The following is a 25,053-nucleotide window of genomic DNA, read 5'->3' as shown; positions in this document are numbered from 1 at the left end:
AGGAGTTTGGCCTTGGACTTGCCCATCGACAGCAGTCCGCCGCCTCCCTGCTGGCCCATGGCCCTGCGGGACAGCCAGATGACAATGCCAATCATCAGGGCGAACGGCAGCAGCGACAGCAACAGGCTGCCGAGCAAACTCGGTTGCGGTGGCGGCTCGGCCTTGATTACGACGCCCTTCTGCTGAAGTTGCGCGATCAGGTCGGCGCCTTGCGGTACGTACGTTTCGACTTTGCCATCTGCCGAACGTTCAGCGACCACGTGTTGCCCCTGGATGGTGACGGAGCGGATCTCGCCCTGATCGACTGCCGTCACAAAGGCAGAGTAGGGGAGTTGATCCGACTGAGGTGCTGATGTGTTCTGGAAGTAGAACAGCGACAGCAGCGTCATGACCGCGGCCACGATCGCAAAATTGCGGAAGTTCGGCGCGGCGTTTGGGTTGTTCATCTTGATGCTTTCTGAACCACAAGGAACGAATTGATCCTGGCAAATATTTGCCGGACTGGTTTGCGTCTCGCCGCCGTCAGCGCTGGAAACGGCGCGGCACAGGATGAACCCGGTCGAGATGGTTACGCAGCAGCGCCATGTTGCGAAGGTTTGAACGGTAGAACACGTCGCCGACCCAGCCGACGACGGGGATTGCGCTGATCACGAAGTCGACACCGACATTCCCGATCATGCGAAGGAGGATCGAGGTCGGCACGCCGAGACGATGCGCCTGCCAGATCAGATAAGCCGACATGCCTTTTGAGGTCAGGGTTCCAACGCCCGGAACTAGGTTCAGGAGCGCATCAGCGCCGAAGCGTATATCAGTTCCCGGCACGCGAATGGCGCCATCGAGGAACCGCGCGAGAGTATCGAGTCGCGCTCGTGTCGCGCCGGCTCGGAAGGAGGCGTCATTGAAGGAGGAGGTATAAGAGTAAGACGTCACAGTCATCTCCCAGATGCGGAGCAGATTGACATGCTCCTCAGGTGAGAGAGTCCGACATTACAGCCTTGGAGAAGACTGCCAGAGGGGCCCGGACCCCGGTAAATGATAGATAGGGGTCGGGAAGCCCGGCTACAAGACCAGGTCGGACCCCTGATGCCTCAGTGATTTTTCGCCAGCACCAAACCAGAGCACGGTTCTGCAATGGCTCGCCTCTGAAGCCAGAGGCGAGCCATCCTGTTCGTTGGGCCAGCTGTTACGCACCGTTGACCAGCGGCCATACCTCGAGGGTGCCTCGATAGACCATCTCGACGGCGACATAGAGGATGATCGCAAGGCCCACATAGGCAATCCAGCGGTGCTTCTGCAGCAAGCGGGCGATGAAGCTCGCCGCCACGCCCATGAGGGCGATCGACAGGATAAGGCCGAAGATCAACACGTTGGGGTGCTCACGCGCGGCGCCTGCCACCGCCAGCACGTTGTCGAGGGACATGGAGACGTCGGCAATGACAATCTGCCAAGCAGCCTGCGCGAAGGTCTTGCGCGGGGCTGCACCCGCGATCTTGCCGTCTTGGTCGAGGTCACGTCCCTCCAGAGCTTCCTCGCCCTGGATCTCCTCTGCGTGGCTGGTGCGCAACTCGCGCCACATTTTCCAGCAGACCCAGAGGAGGAGAATGCCGCCGGCCAGAAGCAGGCCGACGATCTGCAGGAGTTGGGTTGTTGCGGCGGCAAACCCGATACGCAGGGCCGTGGCCGCAATAATACCGATCAGGATGGCTTTGGCCCGCTGCTCCTTCGGCAGCCCGGCGGCGGCCAAGCCGATGACGATGGCGTTGTCGCCGGCAAGCACCAGATCGATCATGATGACCTGGAGAAGGGCAGATAGGGCTTCTGTGGTGAAAAATTCGCTCATGTGGCTCCCGTTTGCATGAACAGGGGCAGCCGCCATGCCGTCCGAAAGACCGCAAGATGAGCCACGCAGCATCGGCGCTGCCACAATGCGGAGCACGCTGCGAAGCGAATTACGGTCGGCAGAACGCCATGAGCCAGGCCACCCGATTGGACATCCAGTCCGACATCGCAGTTCATCGGAACTGCCAGAGGGGCCCGGCCTGGTGCTCAACCTGTAAAGGCGAGACGACGTGAGCTCAAGAGGGAAGTGAGCAACCTTAGGGCCTCGGGGCTGCCAAAGGCAGATCAATTCCTTCTTCGCTTTGCCAGGGAAGGTCCGGTCCTGGCACTGAGCGGAAGTAAATCGAATGTCCGGACCTACTCGGTGAGCGGACCTTTACGACGCAGTTTCTGAGGACGTCTTTTGACCCCGAGCAGACTTTCGCCGTTAAAGCACCTGGTACCTCCGGTGGAGGAGTCATCACTCAGGCTCAAGGTGAGCGTCACCGCATGATCAACGTCTGGAGGAGCACGTACTCGAACCGAATCTTCGCAAAGCGGTCCGGTGGAGACACTTTTCGGGCTTTGGCAACCCTCTCCCTGGCTCTTGGTCCGTCTGGAGGGGGATCCTCTCGCGGCGCAGCCCAAGAGGGTGTAAGGTCGGAAACCAGGGCGCGGGGAACTCGGGAGGATGTCATGTTGATGCTGACCCGTCGCGCCATTCTGGCAGGTTTGCTGGCGCCGCTGGCCCCCCGGCTCTCGCGGGCGCAGGCCACCGAAATCCGGGTGATTTGCTCGGGCGGCTTCACGGCTGCCTATAACATCCTGGCCCCTCGCTTCGAGCAGATGACGGGCAAGAAAGTCGTCAGCGCCTACGGGGCATCAATGGGCAACGCGCCTGACGCCATCCCGCAGCGCCTGGCTCGCGGCGAGCCAACCGACATCATCATCCTCGCACGCTCGGCGCTCGATGAATTCACGGCCCGCGGGGTGGTCCGGCCGGACAGCCGCGTCGACCTGGCGGAGTCCCGCATCGGAGTTGCGGTGCGGGCCGGCGCCCCCAAACCGGACATCTCGACGGTCGATGCCCTGCGCCGGACCCTCCTGGCTGCGCCGTCGATTGCCTACTCGGCCAGCGCGAGCGGCGTGTACGTCTTGACCGAACTCTACAAGCGGCTCGGGATTGAGGCGGAGGTGGCGCCGAAAAGCCGCCGCATTTTGAGCGAGCGCGTGGCGGCGGTGGTCGCCAGAGGCGAGGCGGAGATTGGCTTCCAGCAGATCAGCGAGATCCTCGGCATACCCGGGGCCGAGCTGGTCGGCCCGCTTCCGCCCGAAGTGCAGCAGGTCACGGTGTTCTCGGCCGGGGTGCTGACGAGCGCCCAGCAGCCGGAGGCGGCCGCGGAGCTGATCCGCTTTCTCTCCTCGGCGGACGCTGCTGAAACCGTCAAGTCGACGGGGCTCGATCCAATCACGCGTCGCGGATAAGACGCGGTGCCCGAACTCGACTGTGCATCGGCTTGCGAGGTGTTTGGCCAAGATCGACCTGTGTGGACAGCCTCCGAGCATGAATGCCGATTCTTGCTCTGCATTCGGTGCGACCGCTCGATCCTGGATCCTGAGAACAGGCCGGCCAATGAATGCAGCGGCTCGACGGCTGTTCTCGGGTGGTATTGACGAGTTGCACAAGCTTGCCCCAACCTTGATCGGCTGTGACGCTTGCGAATGCTGCACCGAGTTCGTCATTCGCTTCAGCGAAGGTCGGCTTGTGGCACTTCTCGGACATTTCGCTTTGGTCTGCTCATCCGGCCAAAGCGGACCTTTGGAAGACGGGCCGGAAATTTTCAGTGTGCGACAACGAATTGAAATTAGCAGAAAAAGTCAGGTCAAAGAGAGGTGAGGGGGACTTGGAGCCAACCCTAGGTTAGCCGGACAAGTGTGCTCTTCGCCTGTCGGATCAGCTCCCGAACTGCGCGGCGGCGCCTTGCTGCATGGATGAGCAAGTTGGTAACCGGAGCTGGGTAGCGTAGCAGCCTGTTCGCCGTCCGAGCAAAGATCCGCCGTGCCGTTCAAAGCCAATGCCGCTCGCCGTCACCGCATTCCGAAGCAGCGATACCGAATCACGAATTGGGCGGAGTATGATGGCCGCCCTGCGCCAGCGCGGAAGCCTCACGGTCTGGTTCTCAGAGGAGGCCATTGCCGCCTGGCGGGCTGAGCCACGCCAAACTCGCGGTGGTCAGCCGCATTACTCAGCCCTGGCGATCAGGATGGCGCTAACATTACGAGCGGTATTCCGCTTGGCTCTGCGCCAGACGGAGGGACTAATCGGCTCCATTCTCCGGCTTCTGCGTCTTGATTTTGCGGTGCCGGATCACTCAACCCTGAGCCGCCGCGCCGAGACTCTGGAGGTGCCAAGACCGTGTCCAAGCTCCAGAGGGCCCGTCCATCTTCTGGTGGACAGCACAGGTCTGCGACTCAGCGGACCCGGCGAGTGGCTGGTCGAGAAACATGGCACCCGGACCCGCCGATCCTGACGCAAGCTGCACATCGGTGTTGATGCTGACACGGGACAGATCCTTGCGGTGGAGTTGACAAGCAGCGATGTCGATGATGGCTCTCAGGTTGAGGCCTTGCTCGACCAGATCACAGGTTTACTAGCCTCGTTCACCGGTGATGGAGCCTACGATCAGGCCGGCATTCACGGCACTGTCGCCGTGCGCAATCCTGATGCTGACGTGATCGTTCCGCCCCGCTCAACTGCGATGCTAAGCGAGGATGTGGAGACCACTCCGACCCGGCGCGATCGGCATCTCAAATCTATCGCCGAGCATGGATGCAGGGGGTGGCAGAAAACATCCGGGTACACTCGTCGTGCCTTGGTGGAGGCTGCCGTCAGCCGCTTCAAACGAGTGATTGGGGATGCGTTGCGCTCGCGGACAGGCCGGCATTGTGTGACGGAAGTTGCCATCGCCGTTGATGCGCTAAACCGCATGCTCGAGCTTGGACGCCCGAAGTGCGTCCGCATCGCTTAAGCGAAGGTTTGGAGTGGGCTCAGTGCGTTCACCAACCAATCCGTGCAACACAGTCGTACGGGGCAGTCCGGACCGGGGTTGAGGCAGGCACGCACCTCACCGTCAGAAAAGACATTGCAGGAACAAACGATCACAAAAGCCTCACAGTTTATAACTGCGATAAATTATTATTCATTCCAAGGACTTAGCGAACTTGAACGGCTTGGCTATTCCGGAATGTCCCAGAGGCCGCAACACCCGAAATTATCCGATCAGGTGGGCCACAATTTTTGCTAGCCCTAGGCTTCGTTCGCTATAGAGAACACTCCTTCGTTATAAGGGCGATATGGCTTGATGAACCTTTCAGTTCTGGCCCTGCTGGGAGTTTTAACGGTTGTGCCCCTTGCTCCTGCCGTGGCGGAGGAGGCAAAGCTGGAAACCATCGCAACGAGCGACGTCTCTCCGATAAACGGCGTTGCCGTTCTGCCGAATGGCCGGATATTCATGTCCATGCCGCGTTGGCAGGACTGGCCCATCCCGTCTTTCTCGCGGAGGTGACCAAAGATGGGCTCAAGCCCTATTCGGGCGGGACATGGAACATCTAGAAGCCGGGCGAGCCGGTGACCGATCGGTTCGTCAATGTCAATGGCGTCTAAGTGCACAATGGCCATCTGTGGGTGATCGACTCGGGCGGTCCCTTCCTCGGGCCCCAGGTGCCAGGTTCGGCTAAGGTCGTCCAGATCGATCCGGCAACGGATAAAACGTGATAAAAACGTATGAGTCTATTCGTTCGGTCCGGATCTGATCCGTGCCAACAGCTATCTCAATAATATCCGGTTCGATCCTGACGGCTGGATCGGCTATCTGGCGGATCCGGGTGTCGGGGGTTCGATTTCGGCAGTCCCCCTACCGACCAAAAAGTTTGCCTGTCGCCATCGTATTCGAACAGATCCGCCCTGTACGCCGTAATCCTAGAGGCGCGTTACTTAGCTTGGTTGAGCCAAGTACCCGAACATCGACTTTGTTTCGAGAAACTCCTCGAACCCAAACCGTCCCCATTCGCGTCCATTGCCGGATCGCTTGTAGCCGCCGAAAGCGGCCGCGGTATCACCGCGAGAGCCATTCAGATGAACCATGCCGGCCCGAATGCGGCGCGCCACCCGGCGGGCCCGTTCGAGATCGCCCGATGTCACATAACTCGACAGTCCATAGACGGTGTCGTTGGCGATCCGGATCGCATCCTCCTCATCCCTGTAGGGCAGGATCGACAGGACCGGGCCGAAGATCTCCTCCTGTGCGATGCTCATGTCATTGCGCACATTCGCGAACACGGTCGGCTGCACGTAATAGCCGCGATCAAGTCCGGTCGGGCGCCCGGGACCTCCCGCTACGAGGGTTGCCCCTTCCTCGATTCCAGCCTTGATCAGGTTCTGGATCCGGGTGAACTGGATTTGGCTGACCACGGGACCGATGGTGGTGGACGGGGATCGCGGATCGCCGACGATTGTCTCCTCAGCGATGCGTTTGGCAATCGCCGCGACTTCATCCTGACGATCAAATGGCACGAGGAGGCGCGTCGGTGCGTTGCAGGATTGCCCACTGTTGGCAAAGCAGGCCCGGACACCGTGCGTGACGGCTACTTCAACATCCGCGTCCTCGAGCAGAATGTTCGGCGATTTACCGCCGAGTTCCTGATGAACGCGTTTGACCGTATCGGCGGCCGCTTTCGCGACGAGAGTTCCGGCGCGCGTCGAGCCGGTGAAGGAGATCATGTCCACATCGGGATGGCCTGCAAGGGCCTGTCCGACATGAGGCCCATCGCCGTTGATCACGTTGAACACTCCTGCCGGGACGTCCGCCTCGTGCAGGATCTCCGCGAAGATCAAGGCCGAGAGCGGAGCGACCTCGCTGGGCTTCAGGACCATGGTGCATCCGGCCGCAAGGGCCGGACCGACCTTGCAGGCGATCTGGTTCAAGGGCCAGTTCCAAGGCGTGATCAGACCGCAGACGCCGATCGGCTCCCGGGTAATCATGGTCGCATTGATCATCTCGTCAAACTGGTAGGTTTTCAGAATCTCGACGGCGCGCTGAAGATGACCGAGCCCGGCTGGCACATGGCGCTCGCGTGCGAAGGCAAGAGGAGCCCCCATCTCGGCGGAAATCGCCTCGGCCAACTCATCGCTGCGCCGACGGTAAATGGTGATGATCCGAGTTAGCAGATCCAGGCGATCCTCACGACTGGCTTGGCTATAGGTCGAGAAGGCCTGCCGCGCGGCAGCAACCGCCTGGTCCACATCGGCCGGTCCACCGGCGGCAATCGTCGCCACGGCTTCTTCCATGGCCGGATTGATCACCTTGATGAGCCTCTGCTCGCTCGGCGGGATCCATTGACCGTTGATGTAGAAGTGATGGTGATGCGACACGTAATATTCTCCGGCTCCATGATCAGCAAGCGTCAGTTCATCTGCCTGATTGCACGACGAATGCTGTCGACTGTCTGCTCGATCTGCTCCTCTTGGATGACCAGGGGCGGAGACAGAACAATGAGATCGCTTGACGCGCGTACGAGAACGCCATCCTCGTAGCACGTCTGCGCGCAAAGATTGCCGCGTGCTCCCGGCTCGCCGGCGCGCGGCGCCAGCTCCACGACGCCGAGAAGCCCGATATTACGGATGTCCGCAACGTGGGGCTCGCTCTTCAGGCTGTGCAGCGCTGCTTCCCACATTGGGGCAATAACGGAAGTCCGCTCGAACAGGCCGAGGTCCTGATATACGTCAAGAGCAGCAAGGCCGGCGGCGCAGGCGAGGGGGTGCCCTGAATAGGTGTAGCCATGGAAGAGCTCGATCACCTCCGGCGGTCCGGCCATGAAGGCGTCGAACACGAAGTCGCGCAGGATGACGCCACCCATCGGGACCGCGCCATTGGTCATGCCTTTGGCGCAGGTGATGATGTCCGGTGTGACGCCCAATGCCTGAGCTGCGAAAGGTGTCCCGAGGCGGCCGAAGCCGGTGATGACCTCGTCGAAGATGAGAAGGATGCCATGTCGGGTGCAAATCGATCGCAGGCGTTCAAGATACTGCAGCGGCGGTGGATAAACACCCCCTGAGCCGATGACAGGCTCAACGATGACCGCTGCGACGGTCGAGGGATCCTGGATCTGCAGAAGGCTTTCCAACTCGTCCGCATAATGGGCTCCCGTTTCAGGACGGCCGCGCGAGAACCCCATTGAGGAGCGGTCATAGGGCAGCGACAGGTGGGCCACATCCGGAAGGAGGGGGCCGAAATCCCGTTTGTGGCGTCCGATGCCGCCGACGGAGAGCCCGCCGAAACCCATGCCGTGATAGCCCTTGGCGCGCCCGATGAACTTGGTGCGCCCCGCATCCCCGCGGGCGCGGTGATAACCCCGGGCGATTTTGAGCGCGCTATCGACCGCCTCAGAGCCGGAGTTGGTGAAAAACACATGGTCGAACCCCTCAGGAGCGATGTCAGTGAGGCGACCGGCGAGCTCGAACGCTCCCGGATGGCTCATCTTGAACGAGGAGACGAAGTCGAGGCGGCCTGCAGCCTCGCGGATGGCCTCCACGATCCGGGGCTGGGCATGGCCGGCGTTGACGCACCACAAACCGGCCATGGCGTCCAGCACGCGGCGGCCATCCGTCGTGGTGTAATGCATGCCCTCCGCGCCGACGAACATCATCGGGTTCGACTGGAACTGGCGCATGGCCGTAAAGGGCAACCAATGGGCGTCGCCCACATCATTGGCGAACGGGCGGGCGGCAATCTGTGACGAGGCTGTCATCGGCGTGCTCCTGGCAGGACGAGCTCATATGAGCGGTTTCATAGGCTTTTGTTCAAATGAAATACAAATACAGCCTAGCCCGGATCCGGATTGTCGCGTGACCTGACTTGGCTCGCCCGCTCGAGATGTCGGCGCAACAGAACCGAAGCGACATCGCGCTCGCCCTTGGCTAAGTAGTCGAGAATTTCCATGTGCTCGCGGCAATTGACCACGACGCGCTCGAAGCCGAATTTCCAATCGTACTGGGAAAAGCGCCTGAGCTGGTTCTGGTGGCGGATGGCAGAATGGATGAACCGGTTCCCGGAGGCTGCAGCCAAGCCTTCGTGGAAGGCTGCATTCATTTCAAAGAACGCGATACTGGAGGTGTCCTGCCAAGGGCGCTCAAGGGTATCGGCGTGGCGCCGGCGCATCTCCTCGAGCCATTGCGGATCGAGTTGGAAGGTAGGCTCCAAAATGCCCATGGGCTCAATGAGCAGGCGGAAACGGTAACTTTCGTCGCGGGCTGCAGGATCTCGGAAGCCGGTCACAAACCTCCAGCCATAGCCCGGCTTGCGCTCGACCATCTCAAGATCCGAGAGGCGGGACAGGACGCGCTGAACCGTCGGGCGGTTCAGGCCATAGCGCCGCATGATCTCGACCTCGGAGAAGTCCTGGGGGAGCTCATCTTTCCGGCGATCGCGGGCGATCTGCACCAGCCACTTCTCGTCCGTATCGGTTGTGGCCACGGCGGGCGTCTGCTCCGGAAGGGCAACGAGTTCCATTCCCCGGTTCGGACGGCGAGCCAGGATTCCCTGATGCTCCAGGTACTGGAGGGCACCGCGAACCGGGGTTCGTGAGACCTCCAGGCGTTTCGCCAAACTGTTCTCGTTCAGCAACGCTCCGACCTGCAGCCCGTCCTCATTCACGAGGCGGACGATCCGGTCGGCCAGATCCTGCTGCAAACGGCTCGGTTGGTACACGCTGAAATTTCCTATTGATTGTATTCTCTCATGATGAAATACAATAAGTCCAGTCGAATTGCCAGAGTCAACGAAAGAGGCTTTCCAGATGGTCCTGCCCTGTCCGCTCATCGAGGTGTCCGGTTCTCCCCGTGAACGCGGGCGTCAATACGGGGAGCAGGCTGCCGTTAGGATCCGGCTCGGGATCGATCACTATTCCTCCCAGATCGCCAGTCACAAACTGACCGGGGACGATGTCAAGGCGCTTGTGAGCAAGTTCGAACCCACCATCGACCGGTTCGACCCGACTTACCTCGAAGAGATGCGTGGCATTGCCGAGGGCGTCGGGGTTGCACTGGAGTCCATCGTGCTCCTGAACGCCCGGACCGAGATCCTGAAACTCTCCCGGCGTCCTGCCGCCGAGTGGGACGCGCTCGATGATGAGCCCGACGGATGCACCGGCGTCGTCGCCATGCCCGAGGTGACGAAGGAGGGACACCTCATTCATGCGCAGAACTGGGATTGGAAGGCCGAATGCGCCGAGACCGCAGTGGTGCTCAAGATCAAGCGCGATGATGGTCCCGATATTCTGACCTTCACGGAGGCGGGGGCATTGGCGCGTTCGGGATTCAATGCCGCCGGGATTGCGATCACCGCAAACTATCTGGAGACTGATCGCGACTATCAAAGGCTGGGCGTTCCCCTCGCGCTGATTCGCCGGAAAGTTCTGGAGCAGAAGCAATTGGCGGCTTCGATGCACGCGGTCTACACGACGCGGAAATCGGCGGCGAACAACATGATCGTCAGCCAAGCCAACGGCATCGCCATCGATTTCGAGTGCGCGCCGGACGAGACATTCCAGGTTCTGCCCGAGCGCGGCCTCATCGTCCACGCCAATCACTTCCAGAGCCCGGTGGCCCTCACCAAGCTCAGGGATACCGGTATCGCCAACACGCCGGACAGCCTCTATCGCGACCTGCGCGTCCGGGCCCTGATCGAGCCGCATCTCGGCAGCGTAACCCGCGACGTGGTGAAGAACGCTCTGTTCGATGATTTCGAGACACCCTGGTCGGTCTGCCGCCCCCCGCGCAAGAATCTCAGCAGTAACCTGAGCGCGACAGTCGCGATGATCGTCATGGAGCCGATGCTCGGCCTCATGGAAGTCGCCATGCTGCCGGCGCTGAACCAGACCTTCACCACGTACCAACTCGACATGGATATTCAGCGCCCAACCATTCAGGCTCGCGTCGAGGCGGCCCCTGCCGCGTCGTACGTGAAGGCGATCTAAGCAGCCACCACGAGCTGCAACAACCAAGAAGACAAAGTGGGAACTAGGACAAACGACGGAGGATGATGATGAAAGTGAAGGCAAGAACTCTTCTGGCGGGCTGCCTGACGGGAGCCTTGATGGGGGTGGCGCTTCCGGCGCAGGCCCAGCAGGCCCCGCTGCGGATTTCGCTCAACGCCGACATCCGGAGCACCAACCCCGGCGTCAATCGGGACGACAACACGGACGCGGTAGTTTTGCATGTCGTCGAGGGGCTCGTCGCCTATGGTGAAGACTCGAGCATCAAGCCCCTTCTGGCGCAGTCGGTCTCGGTTTCCAAGGATGGCCTCGCCTACACGTTCAAGCTCCGCAATGGCGTCAAATTCCACAACGGCACTCCTTTGACCGCCGAGGATGTCGCCTGGAGCTGGAAGCGCTATACGGATCCCAAGACCGAATGGCGCTGCCTCTCCGAATTCGACGGTCGCGGCCGGTCGAAGGTGCAGGCGGTTGAAACACCCGATGCCCAGACGGTCGTGTTCCGCCTCGACAAGCCGGACGCCCTGTTCCTGGCGACTTTGGCGCGCACGGATTGCGGCATGACCGGGGTCATCCATAAGGATTCGGTAAAGGCTGACGGATCATGGGACAGGCCGATCGGAACCGGTCCGTTCAAGCTCGAAGAATGGCGGCGGGGCGAGTTCGTCAAGCTGTCCAAGTTCGATGACTATGCGAACCCTGCTGAAGGCAAGATCGACGGCTATGCCGGCTCGAAGCGTCCACTCGTGAACGAGGTTCGCTTCGTCGTAGTCCCCGACAGCGCGGCAGCGAAGGCGGCCTTGCTGCGAGGCGACATCGATGTCGTGCCGGATCTCGCCAATGCCGATGTGAAGGAGATCAAGGCCAACTCATCGGTCGGACTTTCGATCGCCCAGAACATGGGCCTGAGCACGTTGCTGATACAGACGCGGGACCCGCTTCTGTCGAACGTGAAGATACGGCAGGCCATTGCCGCGGCCCTCGATACGCCTCAGATCACTGCCGCCGTGACGGAAGGTCTGGCGAAGCACAACAACTCGATTGTGCCCTTGAGTTCGTCCTATCACACCGCAGCCCATGACAAGGGCTACACATACGATCCGGAGGCTGCGCAACGGCTTCTGAAGGAAGCCGGCTACAAGGGCGAGCCGATCGTCATCCTCACGAACAAGCGCTATCCTCAGACCTTCGCATCCTCCGTGCTCATCCAAGCCATGCTCCAAGCGGTCGGGATCAATGCCACCCTGGAGGTGCTGGAATGGGGCACCCAGCTCGACCGGTACAACAAGGGCAACTACCAGGTCATGGCATTCCCATACTCGGCTCGGCTCGATCCATCCCTGAGCTATGACTCCGTCATGGGCCCCAAGGACAAGCAGCCCCGGAAAGTCTGGGACAATCCCGAGGCACAGGCGCTGCTCGAAAAGTCGATGATGGTCTCCGACAGGGCCGAGCGTCAGAAGATCTTCGACGAACTGCATGCACGGTTCCTGAAGGAAGTGCCTTTCGTGATGCTCTACAACGGCATTGAGGCCAGCGCCTTCCGCAAGAATGTTCAGGGCTACACCGCCTCCGTCCTGTCCAAGCCGCGGGCCTGGGAAGTGCGCATCGCCAACTGATCGGGTTGCGTTCAGACACGGATCGGCCGCCATCGACAGGCGGCCGATCTATGACATCGATGCAGGCTCTCACGCGGACTTCTTTCATGAATCAAGCTGCCACGCCGATGCCAACCGATCAGGTCCGTCTGGAGGATCTTGAGCGGCAGATCTACGATTTGGGTCATACGACGGTATTCGCGAGCAGGCGCGATCCGCGTTTTTCCTATTGCCTGTACGTGCCGCCAGACCTGGGCCGGGGCCATGCGCCCGATCTCGTCATCGCGATGCATGGCACCGGCCGGGCGTTCATGACCTATCGCGACGGCTTCGCCGAGTTCGGCCGCTGGAACAACTGCATCATTCTGTGCCCGCCCTTTCCCGTTGGGATCCGAGGTGACGGCGACCGCGATGGCTTCAAGTACATGCAAGAAGCCGAGATCCGTTACGACGACATCCTTCTGTCCATCGTGGATGAGGTTGGCGAGCGCTACGGCCTCGACATCACCCGCTTCGCGCTGTTCGGGTTCTCCGGCGGCGGCCACTTCACTCATCGTTTCCTCATCCTTCACCCGGAGCGCCTCTGGGCGGCCTCGATCGGAGCTCCGGGTTCGGTGACGCTGCTCGATCCGACGCGCGACTGGTGGGTTGGCATTCGCGACATCAAGGAGCGGTTTGGCATCACGGTCGACGTGGCTGCCATGCAGCGCGTGCCCGTGCAGATGATCGTGGGCGCTGCCGATCTCGAAACCTGGGAGATTACCCATCGGAAAGGCAGTCCGCATTGGATGCCGGGCGCCAATGATGCGGGCCGCACGCGTCCGCAGCAGCTCGACAGCCTGCGTCGCTCCTTCGAGGACGCCGGCATTCGCGTTCGCTTCGATCTCGTGCCGAACGTGCCGCATGATGGAAACCAAGTCGTATCGCAGGTGCAGGACTTCTTCGCTGATGTCATGAAGAACAGGCGCTCGATGAGGATGAACCCGGGTGCGATGAAGGCGCTATGACATTCTCAGGACCAATTTGGAGAGGCAGAGAGGAGACGCGATGCTGCGCTTCATAGCCAGACGGGTTCTCATGGCGGTTCCGACGCTCTTCATCATGGCGGTCTCGGTCTTCGCCCTCATCCGCTTCATCCCCGGCGATCCTGCGGCGCTAATGCTTGGCGACATGGCCGACCCGGCAGGCCTTTCGGATCTGCGGGAGAGGCTGGGGCTCAATCACAGCCTGCCGGTTCAGTTCGCAATCTGGTTCGGCAACATCTTCCAGGGTGATCTCGGCCATTCGATCACATCGAGCCAGCCGGTCCTGCCTCTCATTCTCGACCGCTTCTGGATCAGCGCCAAGATCGTGCTCATTGCGGTCCTGTTCGCCACCCTGGTTGCCGTGCCGGCAGGGATGATTGCAGCCTGGCGTCAGAACAGCCTACTCGACCTTGTTCTGGTGGGAGCCGCGACGATCCTGCTGTCGGTCCCCACATTCTGGCTGGGGCTTCTGCTGCTGATCCTCTTCGGACTGAAGCTCGAATGGCTGCCCATCGTCGGCTACGTCTCGTTCTCCGAAGATCCTCTGGCAGCGCTGCTCTACATCGTCATGCCGATCGCGACCCTGTTCCTCCATGAGATGGGGGTGCTGATCCGCATGTCCCGGGCGAGCACGCTCGAGGTCCTCCGGCTTGACTACATCACCCATGCCCGGGCCAAGGGCCTCTCCGAAGGCGCAGTGCTGATGCGCCACGCCTTCAAGAACGCCTTCGGTCCGACATGGACGCTCATCGGGCTGGTGCTTGGAAATCTCCTCGGCGGGATCGCGGTCGTTGAGACGGTGTTCACGATTCCTGGCCTTGGCCGCCTTCTCGTCGACTCGATCTTCGCACGCGACTATCCGGTCATCCAGGGCTGCCTGCTGTTCATCGCCTTCGTCTATGTGGTCGTGAACATTGTCGTCGACCTGCTTTACCCCGTCTTCGATCCGAGAGTAACGGCGGAATGAGATTTGCTGCTCCTAATGCCATTCTTGGCGGTCTAATCATCGGCGTCCTCGGCGTCTGTGCCCTGTTCGGGGCACTCTGGACGCCTTTCGATCCGTTGAAGATCAACTTTGCGGCTCGTCTCCAGCCGCCCGGACCCGTGTACTGGCTCGGGACCGATGAGTTCGGCCGGGATGTCCTCAGCCGACTGATGACGGCTGCCGCGACGAGCGTGTGGATCAGCCTTCTCACAGTGACGGCTGCAGTTTCGGCCGGGACGGTGATCGGCATGCTGACAGGCTATCTGCGCGGCTGGACCGACCGAATCCTTATGGCCTTCAACGACGCCCTGCTAGCCTTCCCGGGCATCCTGCTGGCTTTGGGCCTCCTCGCCGTCATGGGTGCCAACAAGTACGGCATCATCCTGGCACTGGGGCTTGCCTACACGCCTTCCGTGGCCCGCGTCGTAAGAGGCACCGTCCTGTCCCTGCGGGAAAAGGAATATGTCGATGCATCGAGGGTAATGGGCAATTCCGAAGCCTATACCATGGCGCGGCATATCCTGCCCAACTGCATCGCCCCCCTGACGGTTCTCGCGACATCCATGTTCGGTTGGGTGCTCCTTGCGGAGAGTGCCCTGAGCTTCCTTGGCCTGGGCGTGCCGCCTCCGGCGCCGACCTGGGGCAACATGCTGGCCAGCAGCCGCTCCTTCATCACCCAGGCCGTATGGCTCGGCATCTTTCCCGGCTTGTGCATCTCGCTGACGCTGCTCGGTATCAACCTGCTCGGTGACGCTCTGCGCGACAAGCTCGATCCGCGAATGCGAGGAGTCTGATCATGGCCAGGACAGAACTGCTCCAGGTCGAGGGCCTGAGCCTCGTCGTCGCACGAACAGAGCTGGAAGTCGTCAAGAACGTGAGCTTTTCCGTCGCGCCGGGCGAAATCGTCGGCATTGTCGGCGAGTCCGGAAGCGGAAAGACGCTCGCCGCCCGGTCCATCATGGCCCTTGAGCCGCCGGCGACCCGCAGGGCTGGCGGGAGCATCCGTTTCGAGGGCAAAGACCTCGCCCAACTCCCGCCGAGAGAGTTGAGGCGCCTGAGGGGCTCGCGCATCGGAATGGTATTCCAGGAGCCCATGACTTCGCTCAATCCCTCAATGCTCATCGGCCGGCAATTGGACGAAGGCTTGGCGCTTCATCGCGATCTCGATGCGAAGGAACGTCGGGCTCTCATCCTCGACATGCTCCGGCGGGTCGGGATCAAGGATCCCGAGGGAGCGCTCGAAGCCTATCCGCACCAGTTCTCCGGCGGCATGCGCCAGCGGATCATGTTGGCTTCGGTCATGCTCCTTCAGCCGGCTCTGCTCGTGGCCGATGAGCCGACGACGGCGCTCGACGCGGTCGTCCAGCGCGATGTCCTCGAACTCATGGTGGAGCTCACCCGTGCCCGTGGAACGGCCGTGCTGATGATTAGCCACGATCTCTCGATGGTCGCCCGCTACACTGACCGTATCATCGTCATGTGCAAGGGCGAAATCGTCGAGCAGGGGACCACGCAGGATCTGCTGCGCCAGCCCCGGCATCCCTATACACAGAAGCTGCTGGCTGCGATGCCGCGACGCCTGCCCAAGCGTGATCTCTCCACATCTGTGCAGCCGATCGTGGAAGTGCGCGATCTGGTGGTGGAGTATCGCGGACGCCAGGGCTTCTTTCGTAAGGAGTCCGGCAAGCGCGCGCTTCACGGCGTCAGCTTGGCGATCAAGCCGCGTGAGGTTGTGGCGCTCGTGGGAGGATCGGGATCCGGCAAGACGACGCTGGGACGCGCCATTGCAGGCCTGCTCGATCCCGCAGGTGGGGAAATCCGCTTTGGCGGACGTTCCGTCCGTCGAGGATCTGAGGATTGGGGCAACTATCGCCTCAACTGCCAGATGGTGTTCCAGGACCCGTATTCGTCCCTCGATCCACGCATGACGATCGCCGACCTCGTGCGCGAAGCCCTGCGCCTGGTGCCGGAGATGGGGCATCGCGAAAAGGTGGAGCGCGTGAGCGAGATCCTGCATGATGTCGGTCTCGGCGACGCGTTCGCTGGGCGTTACCCCCATGAACTGTCCGGCGGGCAACGTCAGCGGGTTGCGATTGCGCGTGCTCTGGTGCGCAGGCCTGCGTTTGTCATCGCCGACGAGCCTGTCTCGGCCCTTGACGTCACGGTGCGGGCCCAGGTCCTCGACCTGTTCGCTGACCTGCAGCAGCGGCACGGGTTTTCCTGCCTTTTCATCAGTCACGATCTTGGAGTCGTTGAGCAGATCGCAGACAGGGTCATCGTCATGCAGGATGGCCGCATCGTGGAAGAGGGTGATCGTGATACGATCTTTGATCAACCGCAGGATCCTTACACCATCAAACTTCTTTCCGCGATTCCGGCACTTGAGGCCGCTGCAAACGGTGGAGTTCGATTGAGATGGCGTTTCGACGACATGCCGCAGGGTGATGTGGCCACTGCATAAGCGAAAGGGCACCGTCAAATTAACCAGGGAGTGACTGGATCGGGGCAAGGTGAGGGATGAAACTGCCCCGCAGCCCTGGCTATGCCCGTCACCGGTTCCCAGCTGAAGTGATCAGTCACGCGGTCTGGTTGTACTTCCGGGTTCCGTTGAGCCTGCGCATGGTTGAGGAGATGCTTGCGGTTTGCGGCATCCTGGTCAGCCATGAGACGGTGCGGCAGTGGGCCCTGAAGTTCGGCCAGGGCTTTGCCAACCAGATCCGCCGATGCCTGCCGGTGCCAGGGGACAAATGGCATCTCGACGAGGTCGTGATCAGCATCACAGGCCGGAAGCACTGGCTCTGGCGCGCCGTCGATCAGCACGGGGCCGTACTCGACATCTTGGTCCAGAGCCGCCGCAACGCCAAAGCCGCCAGGCGTCTGCTGCACAAGCTGCTCAAGAAGCAGGGCATGGTGCCTCGGGTCATGATCACGGACAAACTCGCCAGCTACGGCGCGGCCAAGCGAGAGATCATGCCCAGCGTGGAACATCGCCGGCATCGAGGATCGAACAATCGCGTCGAGAATAGCCATCAGCCCACCCGACGACGCGAGCGCACCATGAAGCGCTTCAAGTCGGCATGGCAGGCGCAACGCTTCCTCTCGGTTCATGAGCAAGTTGCAAACCTCTTCCGCCGTCCCGCTAACACCAATGCCGCTGATTATTGCACGTCCCGAGCGCAGGCCTTCGTGGTTTGGGCTGAGGCGACTGGCATCGCCGCGGGCTTCTGATGCCACGAACCAAGAGGGCAGACCGATCTCAAGCCGTTAAATTGACGATGCCGGCCAAGCCAAGAGACCGAACAAACCGCCGTTTTATTGGATACGCCTCAGCTTTAGTAGACACCCCATGCGGGATATTGAACCAGCATGCCATACCCAAGTACGTCCTGATCCTGCAAAATTAGCACGCGGAAGGTGTCGCTTGGGACAAAGCAGACCCTGCCGAAGCAGGCATCCGAGGGATCGTATTCGCCCGCATAGGCAAAGCCCATGAGAGCCGCCAGCCGCTTCGCGATCTCGGTCTGGGTTGTCCGTTCATGAGTATTGGTGAAGCCGCCCTGCCGAGGCGAGCACTCGACCACCACATGCTGCGCGGTCCTAAAGAGCAAGCTCCAGGGTGCTCACGAGTTCGGGTTCGCAAACAGGGTCGCCCCACGAACGTCCGTTCGTGGCACATCACAGACATTGAATCTTGGTCAGCTTGTGGGCGGGAAGCCGACGTTTGTGAAGGGCAGGGGACTTCGCCTTTTGACCCACAGGAGACATTCCGGTGTGGCGGGTTCGTCAAGCCGTCGCTTGTCCAGGTTTGCGCGGCGAACGGCAGCTTCTGGCAAATTGCGCTGAAAAAGTCGGCGCTCAGATGGGCTGAGACAGCAATGAGGCCTTTTGCTGAAGTCAGGGCCATGTTGGTGCAAGTCTCTCGAGCCGCGGCGAGTGCTTTCCACCTTACGCCAGCTTCGGGCTCATACTGGAATGGACCTGTGAAAGCACCTCGTTATGTGCCATTCGGATCAGCAGGCGGTCCCTAGCCGCGCTGACATGATCGAACACGGCTTGCCCCGCCGCCTTTGGATCATGGTTCTCAAAGGCCAGAATGATCTTCTCGTGCTCCGCAACAACTCTGTCGTAAACGTCCGGCGTGTAGCCGCCGAGACTGTCAGCAACAGTGCGGACGACTCTCGTCCGGCCTTCAAGAATTAGTTCTGCTTCAGGATTCTTCGCTATTCCGTAAATACGGTTGTGGAAGGTGATATTTTCCCTCGAAGCTACCATCGCCTTTCCCGAACGAATGAGGGTGTTCAGCTCCTCATGAAGGCGGCGTAGCTCCGAAATGTCATCGTCCGTGGCCTTTTCCACTGCGCGATGAGCCAGCATCGACTCGATGCCGACCCGGATATCGTAGATGTTGCGGATATAAGCCTCGGTGATAGCTTCAATCCGAAATCCCCGGTGAACGATCGAGATCAGGATGCCCTCACCCTCAAGCTGACGGAGAGCCTCGCGGATTGGCATGTGGCTGACGCCATAGCGGGACGTCAGGGTGTCGATCGTCAGATGCATGCCGGGTACGAAGTGCCCTGACACTAAGTCTCCAATGATGGCACGCTTCACCCTGAGATAGGTCGGCTCGTTCAGTGGAAACTCCCCAATCGGGGATTTCGACACGTCCAAGTTCGCCTCCTGTGCACAACCAATGTCGGGACTAACTGCCGCCAATCTAGCCTATCGCCGATTGACGAGCAAATATATTTGCGCAAATGTAGGATTCGTACAGGAAGAGCGCTCGTAAGAAGCGCCTCCCGGGGGTCAAGCCGTTATGGGAGGATTGACATGACCGGTTACGGAGTATCTTCACGTTCGCGTCGGGTAAGATTTCAAGCTAGCGCTCTAGCGGCCGTGGCGGCTTTTGGCCTCTCGCTATTGGCTGATGCCGCCCTCGCCCAAAGCGGCTCGGGAGGGCCGAGCCCCGAACTGATTGCCGCGGCTAAGGCGGAAGGCACCCTGACCTACTACCACACAACGGCCATTGACCCGACCGCCGTTTGGACGGCCGAATTCACGAAGAAGTACGGCATCAAGACCCAGAACGTGCGGGGCCCCAGCTATCCTCTCTTCGAGCGCTGGCTCACGGAGGAGCGCGTCGGGCAGCACATGGCTGATGTCGTGCAGATCACGGACACCGTCCTGATCGAGTCCGCTCACAAGGAGGGACTGGTCGCAGACTATATCCCTCCGTCTGGATCAGGCATCCGCCCGGACATGAAGAAGGAAGGGGTCTGGTACACGCTATTCGTGAACGCGATGGGCATCGCCTGGAACTCGACCAAGGTCACCCCGGAGGAGGAAAAGCTCATCCGTGAGGGTGGCTGGAACGTTCTGACCGATCCACGTTGGAAAGGACGGATCGCGACGGGCACGCCAGCATCCGGCGGCAGCAGCTATTCCTACGTATACATGTTCTTGGGTGGCAAGCGCGATCAGTTCGGTCCCGACTTCGTGGCGAAGATGGCGGCGTTGAAGCCGCAGGTCTACGAAAGCAAGTCGCCGATGTATGACCGTCTTGCCGCCGGCGAACATGCCATTGTCGATCAAGCGTCCCAGAGCGATATGGGTGGCTTATACCAGAAGGGAGCTCCCATCCGCTGGGTCTTTCCGAAGCCAACCCCGGCTAATCTGACCGTCCAGGCAATCTCCGCGAAGGCGCCACATCCGAACGCGGCACGGCTCTTCCAAGAGTGGGCAACAAGTGCCGAAGGACAGGCGGCATGGTTCAAGGTTTCGGGTGTCGCGTCTGCTCGGCCGGATACCGTCGATCCTCGCAAGGCCGCGAAAGCCGATTGGTACAGGGAGGCGTGGTACGCTGATCCCGAGGATCTCTACATCAACTATCTCAACGATCCTGGATACACGGATCCGGAAAAGCCTATTATCGGCGAGTGGAACCAGATCTTCGGCCGCTGAGGCAAGGCGATGTCAGTCTCCGCGACCGCCCCGGCCCTGAAGGCCGATGATCGTCCCATTGACTACGCCTCCATGCGCAGGCGCCGCCGAGGTTTCGTTCTTCCGCTCGTCCTCGGCGGACTCCTTTGCGTGCTGGTTCTGGTTCCGATTGTACTTATGTTTGTCGGATCCATCCGCACGGGAACGTTCGTCGATCCGAGAGCACAGTTCTCGTTGCGGAGCCTGACTACCGTCTATACGACGCTGCCCTTTCTCACGAGCCTCGCGGTCACGGTCGGCGCGTCCCTGTTGGTGTCCTTCATTGCCAGCCTCGTGGGGATCGCACTCGCCTGGCTGCTTGCTCGGACCGACATGCCGGCCAAAGGGCTGATGGAGAACGCGGTCATTGCACCGCTTTATCTTTCACCGTTCGTTGGCGCACTGGCTTGGCTGATCCTCGCCTCCCCGAATGCAGGCCTCCTGAACGTACTCGCCCGAGACCTGTTCGGCGCCACCGGTCCTATCCTGAACGTCACGACGGCAACGGGCATAATCCTCGTCATGGCGCTCTACAACGTGCCTTATGCCTACATGACCGTCTCCGCGGCTCTGAAGGGGATGGACCCGTCAATGGAGGAGGCCTCCTACCTCAACGGAGCGGGGACGTTGTCGACGGCGCTGAAGGTGACCTTCCCGGTCGTCAGGCCGTCGATCATCTCGGCCTTCTTCTTCGTCTTCGTGCTTACTTGCGGCACCTTCTCGATCCCCGCGGCTCTCGGTGGCACACAGGCGATGCCATTTCTCGCTGTCGACATCTACCGTTCCGTGGCGACATACCCGATCAACTATGCCCGAGCCGCCGCGATCGGAACCCTCCTCTTCTGGATCTCCCTCATCGGGGTCGCCTTTTACCGTTATGCCTCAAGAATCGCGACACGGTTTGTCACCGTGACGGCGCGAGGCTACCGGATGCGGCTGGTGAAACTTCGGGGCTGGCAGCTGCCGGCAATGCTCCTAATCGTCGCCTATGTGACCTTGGCGATCATTCTGCCTTATCTTGCGCTCCTCTATGTCGCGTTCACGAGTTTCACTTCCTCATCGATCCTTGACGCGACCTTCACGTTGGCGAATATCCAATCAGTGGTCGGCTCAGTGGCAGTGCGCCAATCGATCGGGAACACGCTCTTGGTCGGTATCCTCGCACCGACGCTGTGCGTTCTTCTGGGTGTCATCATCGCTTATTCCATTCGACGCCTGCGTATTCGGGGAGCAGGTGCTCTCGACTACATCGCCATGTTCCCCATTGCCGTGCCTGGCATCGTGTTCGGCACCGGCATATTCTGGACGTATCTGATGACCCCGGCCTACGGGACGATATGGATCCTCGTGATTGCATTTGTGGCTTCATACATCCCCTTCGCTTATCGCATGGTCGACACATCGATCATCCAGATCGACAAATCCCTGGAGGAAGCGTCTGCCGTCTGCGGCGCATCGCATTGGCGCACGGCCTGGCAGGTGACTTTCAAGCTGATCCGACCCGGAATTCTCTCGGCTTGGATTCTGGTCTTCATTTTCTCGGTCCGTGAGATCAGCGCGGCCATCCTTCTCGCGTCTCCAAGCAACAAGGTGCTGTCGGTGATGTCGTGGGACTACCTCGAGTTCGGGAACGTACAGAACGCAGCCATCATTGGCCTCTTGCAGACGTTGATTCTCGTCGCGGGTGTCATCGTCAGCCGCTACGTTCTACGCATCAGACTCTCGCAGGCAACCTGACCCAACCGAAGAAGATTCAGGAAGTAATCATGGCCAAGCTCAGCGTGGAAGATCTCGTCGTCACTTATGGTAGCGTCAAGGCTGTGCGCAATGTCTCCTTCACGGTGGAGGATGGCGAGTTTGTCTCGCTTCTTGGCCCGAGCGGATGCGGCAAGACGACGACGCTGCGCTGCATTGCCGGCCTGGAAGGATCTTCGGGGGGAACGATCCGGATTGGCGACGACGTCGTTGCTGCGGACGGCCGTGATGTTCCGCCGGAGAAGCGGGGCATCAACATGGTCTTCCAGTCCTATGCGGTATGGCCCCATATGACTGTTTTCGAGAATGTTGCCTATGGCCTGCGGACCCGACGCGAGCCTGCGGCGAATGTTGACGCGAAGGTGCGCGAAGCGCTGAGGATTGTTGGTCTTGAGGGTTATGCCGATCGATACGGAACAGAGCTCAGCGGAGGCCAGCAGCAACGGGTGGCACTCGCACGCGCCATTGTCACTTCGCCCCGCCTTCTCTTGTTTGACGAGCCTCTCAGTAACCTCGATGCGGGCCTTCGGGATCGTATGCGCTACGAATTGGTAGAGCTTCAGCGACGACTTGGACAGACGTCACTCTACGTGACCCACGATCAATCGGAAGCGATGCTGATGAGCGATCGGATCATTCTGATGAAAGACGGGGAGATGATCCAGTCTGGAACCCCGCAGGATCTCTACAACCGCCCGGCAACCCGCTTCGCTGCCGAGTTCATCGGCAACGCCAACATCCTCAATGGAGTTATTGCTCGCTCTTCGAGCGACGGTAGCGCCTTCGCTAGGCTCCCCGGCGGCTTGGAGATCGAAGGTCAGTTCTCCTGGCCGGAGCAGATGAGGTCTTCAGGTTCAGTTCTCGTCTGCATCCGCGCGGAAAGCATTGCTCGAATCCCGGACGGCGAAGGGGGCGCGAACTGCTTCGATGCCGAGGTCGTGTCCACCAGCTTTCTCGGCTCTGTCGTGAGTTGCATGATCCGGATTGGTGAAGTGACGCTCCGTGCTGAGTTGGGCGCGCGACGTCACCCGCGCTCTGGCGAGACTATCCGTGTTCGGATCGAGCCGGACACTGTGATCCTGATTTCCGAGCACTAACCGAGGTGCCACCGGTTCACCCCCATTCTTTAAGAGGAACGTTACATGCGAATTGAAAGCGTCGAGAGCATCTTCGTCGACAAATACCTGTTCGTGGAAATCCGTACGGACAACGGGCTTGTCGGCCTGGGTGAGGGGGGAGCCTGGGGTTTCCACGAGGCAACGGCCGGTGCCGTGCTCCGGTTCAAGGATTATCTCCTTGGCCAGGATCCGCTGCGGATCGAACACCACTGGCAATACATGTACCGCTGGGCGCATTTCCGGGGTTCGGCGGTTATGGCTGCTATCAGCGCGATCGATATCGCCCTGTGGGACATCATGGGCAAGCATTTCGACGCTCCGGTGCACGCTCTGCTTGGCGGCAAGGTGAGGAACAAGGCCCGGGCGTATTACCATGTCTTCGGGGAAACCAAGGAAGAGTTGTTCTCCGGTATCGAGGAAGCCAAGAAGATGGGCTTCACCGCAGTCGGGCACCTGACTCCGTTCCTGGATTCCCGGCGGGAAGTTCCATATTTCCAGACGCACGCCCAAAAGATCGGCGATGCGGTCGAGACTGTCGAGCAGTACCGGAAGATTGCCGGCCCCGGCATGGACCTGTGCATCGAGATCCATCGTCAGATGTCGCCATACGAAGCGGTGCAACTCGGGCGGGCTATCGAACCCTTCTATCCGCTCTTTATGGAAGACCCTGTCCTACCGGACAATCTCGACGAGATGGCTTACGTCGCGGACAAGATCGGCATCCCGATCGCCACGGGCGAGCGCATGACATCGCTTTGGGAGTTCCAGATGCTTTTAGCCCGTAATGCAGTCCAACTCGTCAGGCCAGACGTTTGCATCGTGGGAGGCATCTCCGGCGCCCGCAAGATTGCGGCGCTTGCCGAGGCGTCGCATGTCGGGGTCGTCCCTCACAATCCTCTCAGTGCGGTATCGACAGCAGCATGCCTTCAGATCGCGGCAACGGCGCCGAACTTCGTCCTTCAGGAATTCCCGAATGACACATGGGACGTTACCGATAAGCGGCCAGACTCGGACAGCTTCCTCATTGGCGCAGCGCGGCACGATGGCGAGGGCTTCCTGACAATCAGTGATGAGCCTGGCATCGGCGTATCGCTTCGACCAGACGCCGCAGAGAAGTTTCCCTACCGACCCCGGAAGATACACACACGGCTGCATGCCGACGGTTCAGTGGTCGACCAGTAGAAAACCACCCGGGAGACTGCGGCCGCCTTGGCAATTGCCGCAACCTGCAGAAGGTGCGCGGCAGGGAAGTTATGACGGGCAGCATCGTGAGCGACCAATACGGGGGCGGAACAACTGCTCTTGTTCCGACCCCGTGTTATTCGAGAGATAGCCTCGTGCCGAGGACGAGAGGAAGCTTGCGGGCCAACGCGCCAGTCCGTCGATCCTTAAACGCTTGGTTCTGGCACAGAGCGGAAGTAGGCCGCACATCTGTATTTACATGGTGAGCGGACCTCTACACGGCCACGCTCATTGACCGTCTTTGACCCAATCCAGACGTTCAGTGCTGGTCCGCAGACCACCGGCTGTCGACGTGGGATCTGATCTGAAATAGCTGACCAACATTCCGCCCTAGGCTTCAGAAATGCGGAGCCCGCCTCAGAGCATTCTCCAACCGGCTCTGTTGCATTAACCTGTCAAGCCACAGGATGAGTAGCCGTAAGACTAGAAAACGGCGCTACTGATTGTGCCTCGGGCTTTTCACGTTAACTCCGACGTGGTGC

The 25,053-nt window shown here is 60.5% G+C and carries 20 protein-coding genes and 1 pseudogene; 13 read left to right on the top strand and 8 right to left on the bottom strand.

Annotated elements, in window-relative coordinates:
* The 3 genes from AA309_RS02680 to AA309_RS02670 all read right to left on the bottom strand — a co-directional run.
* Positions 1 to 446, bottom strand: a 446-nt coding sequence (locus tag AA309_RS02680) for an ATP-dependent metallopeptidase FtsH/Yme1/Tma family protein (RefSeq protein WP_047187450.1), incomplete at its 3' end; no start/stop codon positions are given.
* Positions 447 to 522: 76 nt separating this feature from the next.
* Positions 523 to 930 carry a DUF4112 domain-containing protein gene (locus tag AA309_RS02675; protein WP_200901930.1) on the bottom strand — a complete coding sequence of 136 codons (408 nt, stop codon included), beginning with the start codon at positions 928 to 930 and terminating at the stop codon, positions 523 to 525.
* 253 nt (positions 931 to 1,183) lie between these two features.
* Positions 1,184 to 1,840, bottom strand: a complete 657-nt coding sequence (locus AA309_RS02670; RefSeq protein ID WP_047187448.1) for a TerC family protein — start codon at positions 1,838 to 1,840, stop codon at positions 1,184 to 1,186.
* A 674-nt stretch (positions 1,841 to 2,514) separates the two neighbouring features.
* Here AA309_RS02670 and AA309_RS02665 point away from each other — a divergent pair.
* Together AA309_RS02665 and AA309_RS31610 are read left to right on the top strand one after the other, a co-directional pair.
* Entirely contained in the window at positions 2,515 to 3,303 is a 789-nt protein-coding gene (locus AA309_RS02665) for a substrate-binding domain-containing protein (protein ID WP_052954442.1), read from the top strand.
* 574 nt (positions 3,304 to 3,877) lie between these two features.
* Positions 3,878 to 4,847 (top strand): annotated as a pseudogene (locus AA309_RS31610) (IS5 family transposase).
* 965 nt (positions 4,848 to 5,812) lie between these two features.
* Here the strand turns inward: AA309_RS31610 and AA309_RS02650 are convergent.
* The 3 genes from AA309_RS02650 to AA309_RS02640 form a co-directional block, all read right to left on the bottom strand.
* Entirely contained in the window at positions 5,813 to 7,249 is a 1,437-nt protein-coding gene (locus AA309_RS02650) for an aldehyde dehydrogenase family protein (RefSeq protein WP_047187445.1), read from the bottom strand.
* 32 nt (positions 7,250 to 7,281) lie between these two features.
* Positions 7,282 to 8,625 (bottom strand): omega-aminotransferase AptA, encoded by a 1,344-nt coding sequence (gene aptA / locus AA309_RS02645; RefSeq protein ID WP_047187444.1) that lies wholly within the window; start codon positions 8,623 to 8,625, stop codon positions 7,282 to 7,284.
* Positions 8,626 to 8,699: 74 nt separating this feature from the next.
* Positions 8,700 to 9,584, bottom strand: coding sequence for a GntR family transcriptional regulator (locus AA309_RS02640; protein ID WP_047187443.1), 885 nt, complete (start codon positions 9,582 to 9,584; stop codon positions 8,700 to 8,702).
* An 88-nt stretch (positions 9,585 to 9,672) separates the two neighbouring features.
* Between AA309_RS02640 and AA309_RS02635 the strand changes: the two genes are divergently transcribed.
* The 7 genes from AA309_RS02635 to AA309_RS02605 all read left to right on the top strand — a co-directional run bounded on the left by AA309_RS02635 (position 9,673) and on the right by AA309_RS02605 (position 17,705).
* Positions 9,673 to 10,851 carry a C45 family autoproteolytic acyltransferase/hydrolase gene (locus AA309_RS02635; protein ID WP_047187442.1) on the top strand — a complete coding sequence of 393 codons (1,179 nt, stop codon included), beginning with the start codon at positions 9,673 to 9,675 and terminating at the stop codon, positions 10,849 to 10,851.
* 68 nt (positions 10,852 to 10,919) lie between these two features.
* Positions 10,920 to 12,488 carry an ABC transporter substrate-binding protein gene (locus AA309_RS02630; RefSeq protein WP_047187441.1) on the top strand — a complete coding sequence of 523 codons (1,569 nt, stop codon included), beginning with the start codon at positions 10,920 to 10,922 and terminating at the stop codon, positions 12,486 to 12,488.
* Between the two features lie 107 nt (positions 12,489 to 12,595).
* On the top strand, positions 12,596 to 13,474 hold the full coding sequence (locus AA309_RS02625; RefSeq protein WP_047187451.1) for an alpha/beta hydrolase family protein: 879 nt from the start codon (positions 12,596 to 12,598) through the stop codon (positions 13,472 to 13,474).
* Positions 13,475 to 13,514: 40 nt separating this feature from the next.
* Positions 13,515 to 14,459: an ABC transporter permease gene (locus tag AA309_RS02620; RefSeq protein WP_047187440.1), complete on the top strand. Its 945-nt coding sequence runs from the start codon at positions 13,515 to 13,517 to the stop codon at positions 14,457 to 14,459.
* A complete protein-coding gene (locus tag AA309_RS02615) occupies positions 14,456 to 15,271 on the top strand; it encodes an ABC transporter permease (protein WP_047187439.1) in 816 nt (271 codons plus the stop codon). Before AA309_RS02620 ends, AA309_RS02615 begins: the two co-directional genes overlap by 4 nt.
* 2 nt (positions 15,272 to 15,273) lie before the next feature.
* A complete protein-coding gene (locus AA309_RS02610) occupies positions 15,274 to 16,938 on the top strand; it encodes an ABC transporter ATP-binding protein (protein WP_047187438.1) in 1,665 nt (554 codons plus the stop codon).
* A 56-nt stretch (positions 16,939 to 16,994) separates the two neighbouring features.
* Complete coding sequence (locus AA309_RS02605) at positions 16,995 to 17,705, top strand: IS6 family transposase (protein WP_047187437.1); 711 nt, start codon at positions 16,995 to 16,997, stop codon at positions 17,703 to 17,705.
* Positions 17,706 to 17,809: 104 nt separating this feature from the next.
* On the opposite strand, the gene AA309_RS02600 is transcribed toward AA309_RS02605, so the two are convergent.
* On the bottom strand, positions 17,810 to 18,085 hold the full coding sequence (locus AA309_RS02600; protein WP_150117363.1) for a DUF3182 family protein: 276 nt from the start codon (positions 18,083 to 18,085) through the stop codon (positions 17,810 to 17,812).
* Positions 18,086 to 18,422: 337 nt separating this feature from the next.
* A complete protein-coding gene (locus AA309_RS02595; protein WP_160310384.1) occupies positions 18,423 to 19,142 on the bottom strand; it encodes a GntR family transcriptional regulator in 720 nt (239 codons plus the stop codon).
* A gap of 165 nt (positions 19,143 to 19,307) precedes the next feature.
* On the opposite strand from AA309_RS02595, the gene AA309_RS02590 reads away from it, so the two are divergent.
* Genes AA309_RS02590 through AA309_RS02575 form a run of 4 tightly spaced genes read left to right on the top strand, consistent with a single transcriptional unit; the run spans position 19,308 to position 24,511 of the window.
* On the top strand, positions 19,308 to 20,438 hold the full coding sequence (locus tag AA309_RS02590) for an ABC transporter substrate-binding protein (protein ID WP_084730813.1): 1,131 nt from the start codon (positions 19,308 to 19,310) through the stop codon (positions 20,436 to 20,438).
* Between the two features lie 9 nt (positions 20,439 to 20,447).
* The gene (locus AA309_RS02585; protein ID WP_047187433.1) at positions 20,448 to 22,193 is read left to right on the top strand and encodes an ABC transporter permease; all 1,746 of its coding nucleotides are present in this window, start codon (positions 20,448 to 20,450) and stop codon (positions 22,191 to 22,193) included.
* Positions 22,194 to 22,222: 29 nt separating this feature from the next.
* Positions 22,223 to 23,308 carry an ABC transporter ATP-binding protein gene (locus AA309_RS02580; RefSeq protein WP_047187432.1) on the top strand — a complete coding sequence of 362 codons (1,086 nt, stop codon included), beginning with the start codon at positions 22,223 to 22,225 and terminating at the stop codon, positions 23,306 to 23,308.
* 45 nt (positions 23,309 to 23,353) lie between these two features.
* Complete coding sequence (locus AA309_RS02575) at positions 23,354 to 24,511, top strand: mandelate racemase/muconate lactonizing enzyme family protein (RefSeq protein WP_047187431.1); 1,158 nt, start codon at positions 23,354 to 23,356, stop codon at positions 24,509 to 24,511.
* The last annotated feature ends 542 nt before the right edge of the window (positions 24,512 to 25,053 follow it).

The sequence above is a fragment of the Microvirga vignae genome, assembly GCF_001017175.1.
In the GTDB taxonomy this organism is placed as follows: domain Bacteria; phylum Pseudomonadota; class Alphaproteobacteria; order Rhizobiales; family Beijerinckiaceae; genus Microvirga; species Microvirga vignae.
Note: the sequence above shows the minus strand (reverse complement) of the source record. Positions and strands in the feature narration are given on the sequence as shown.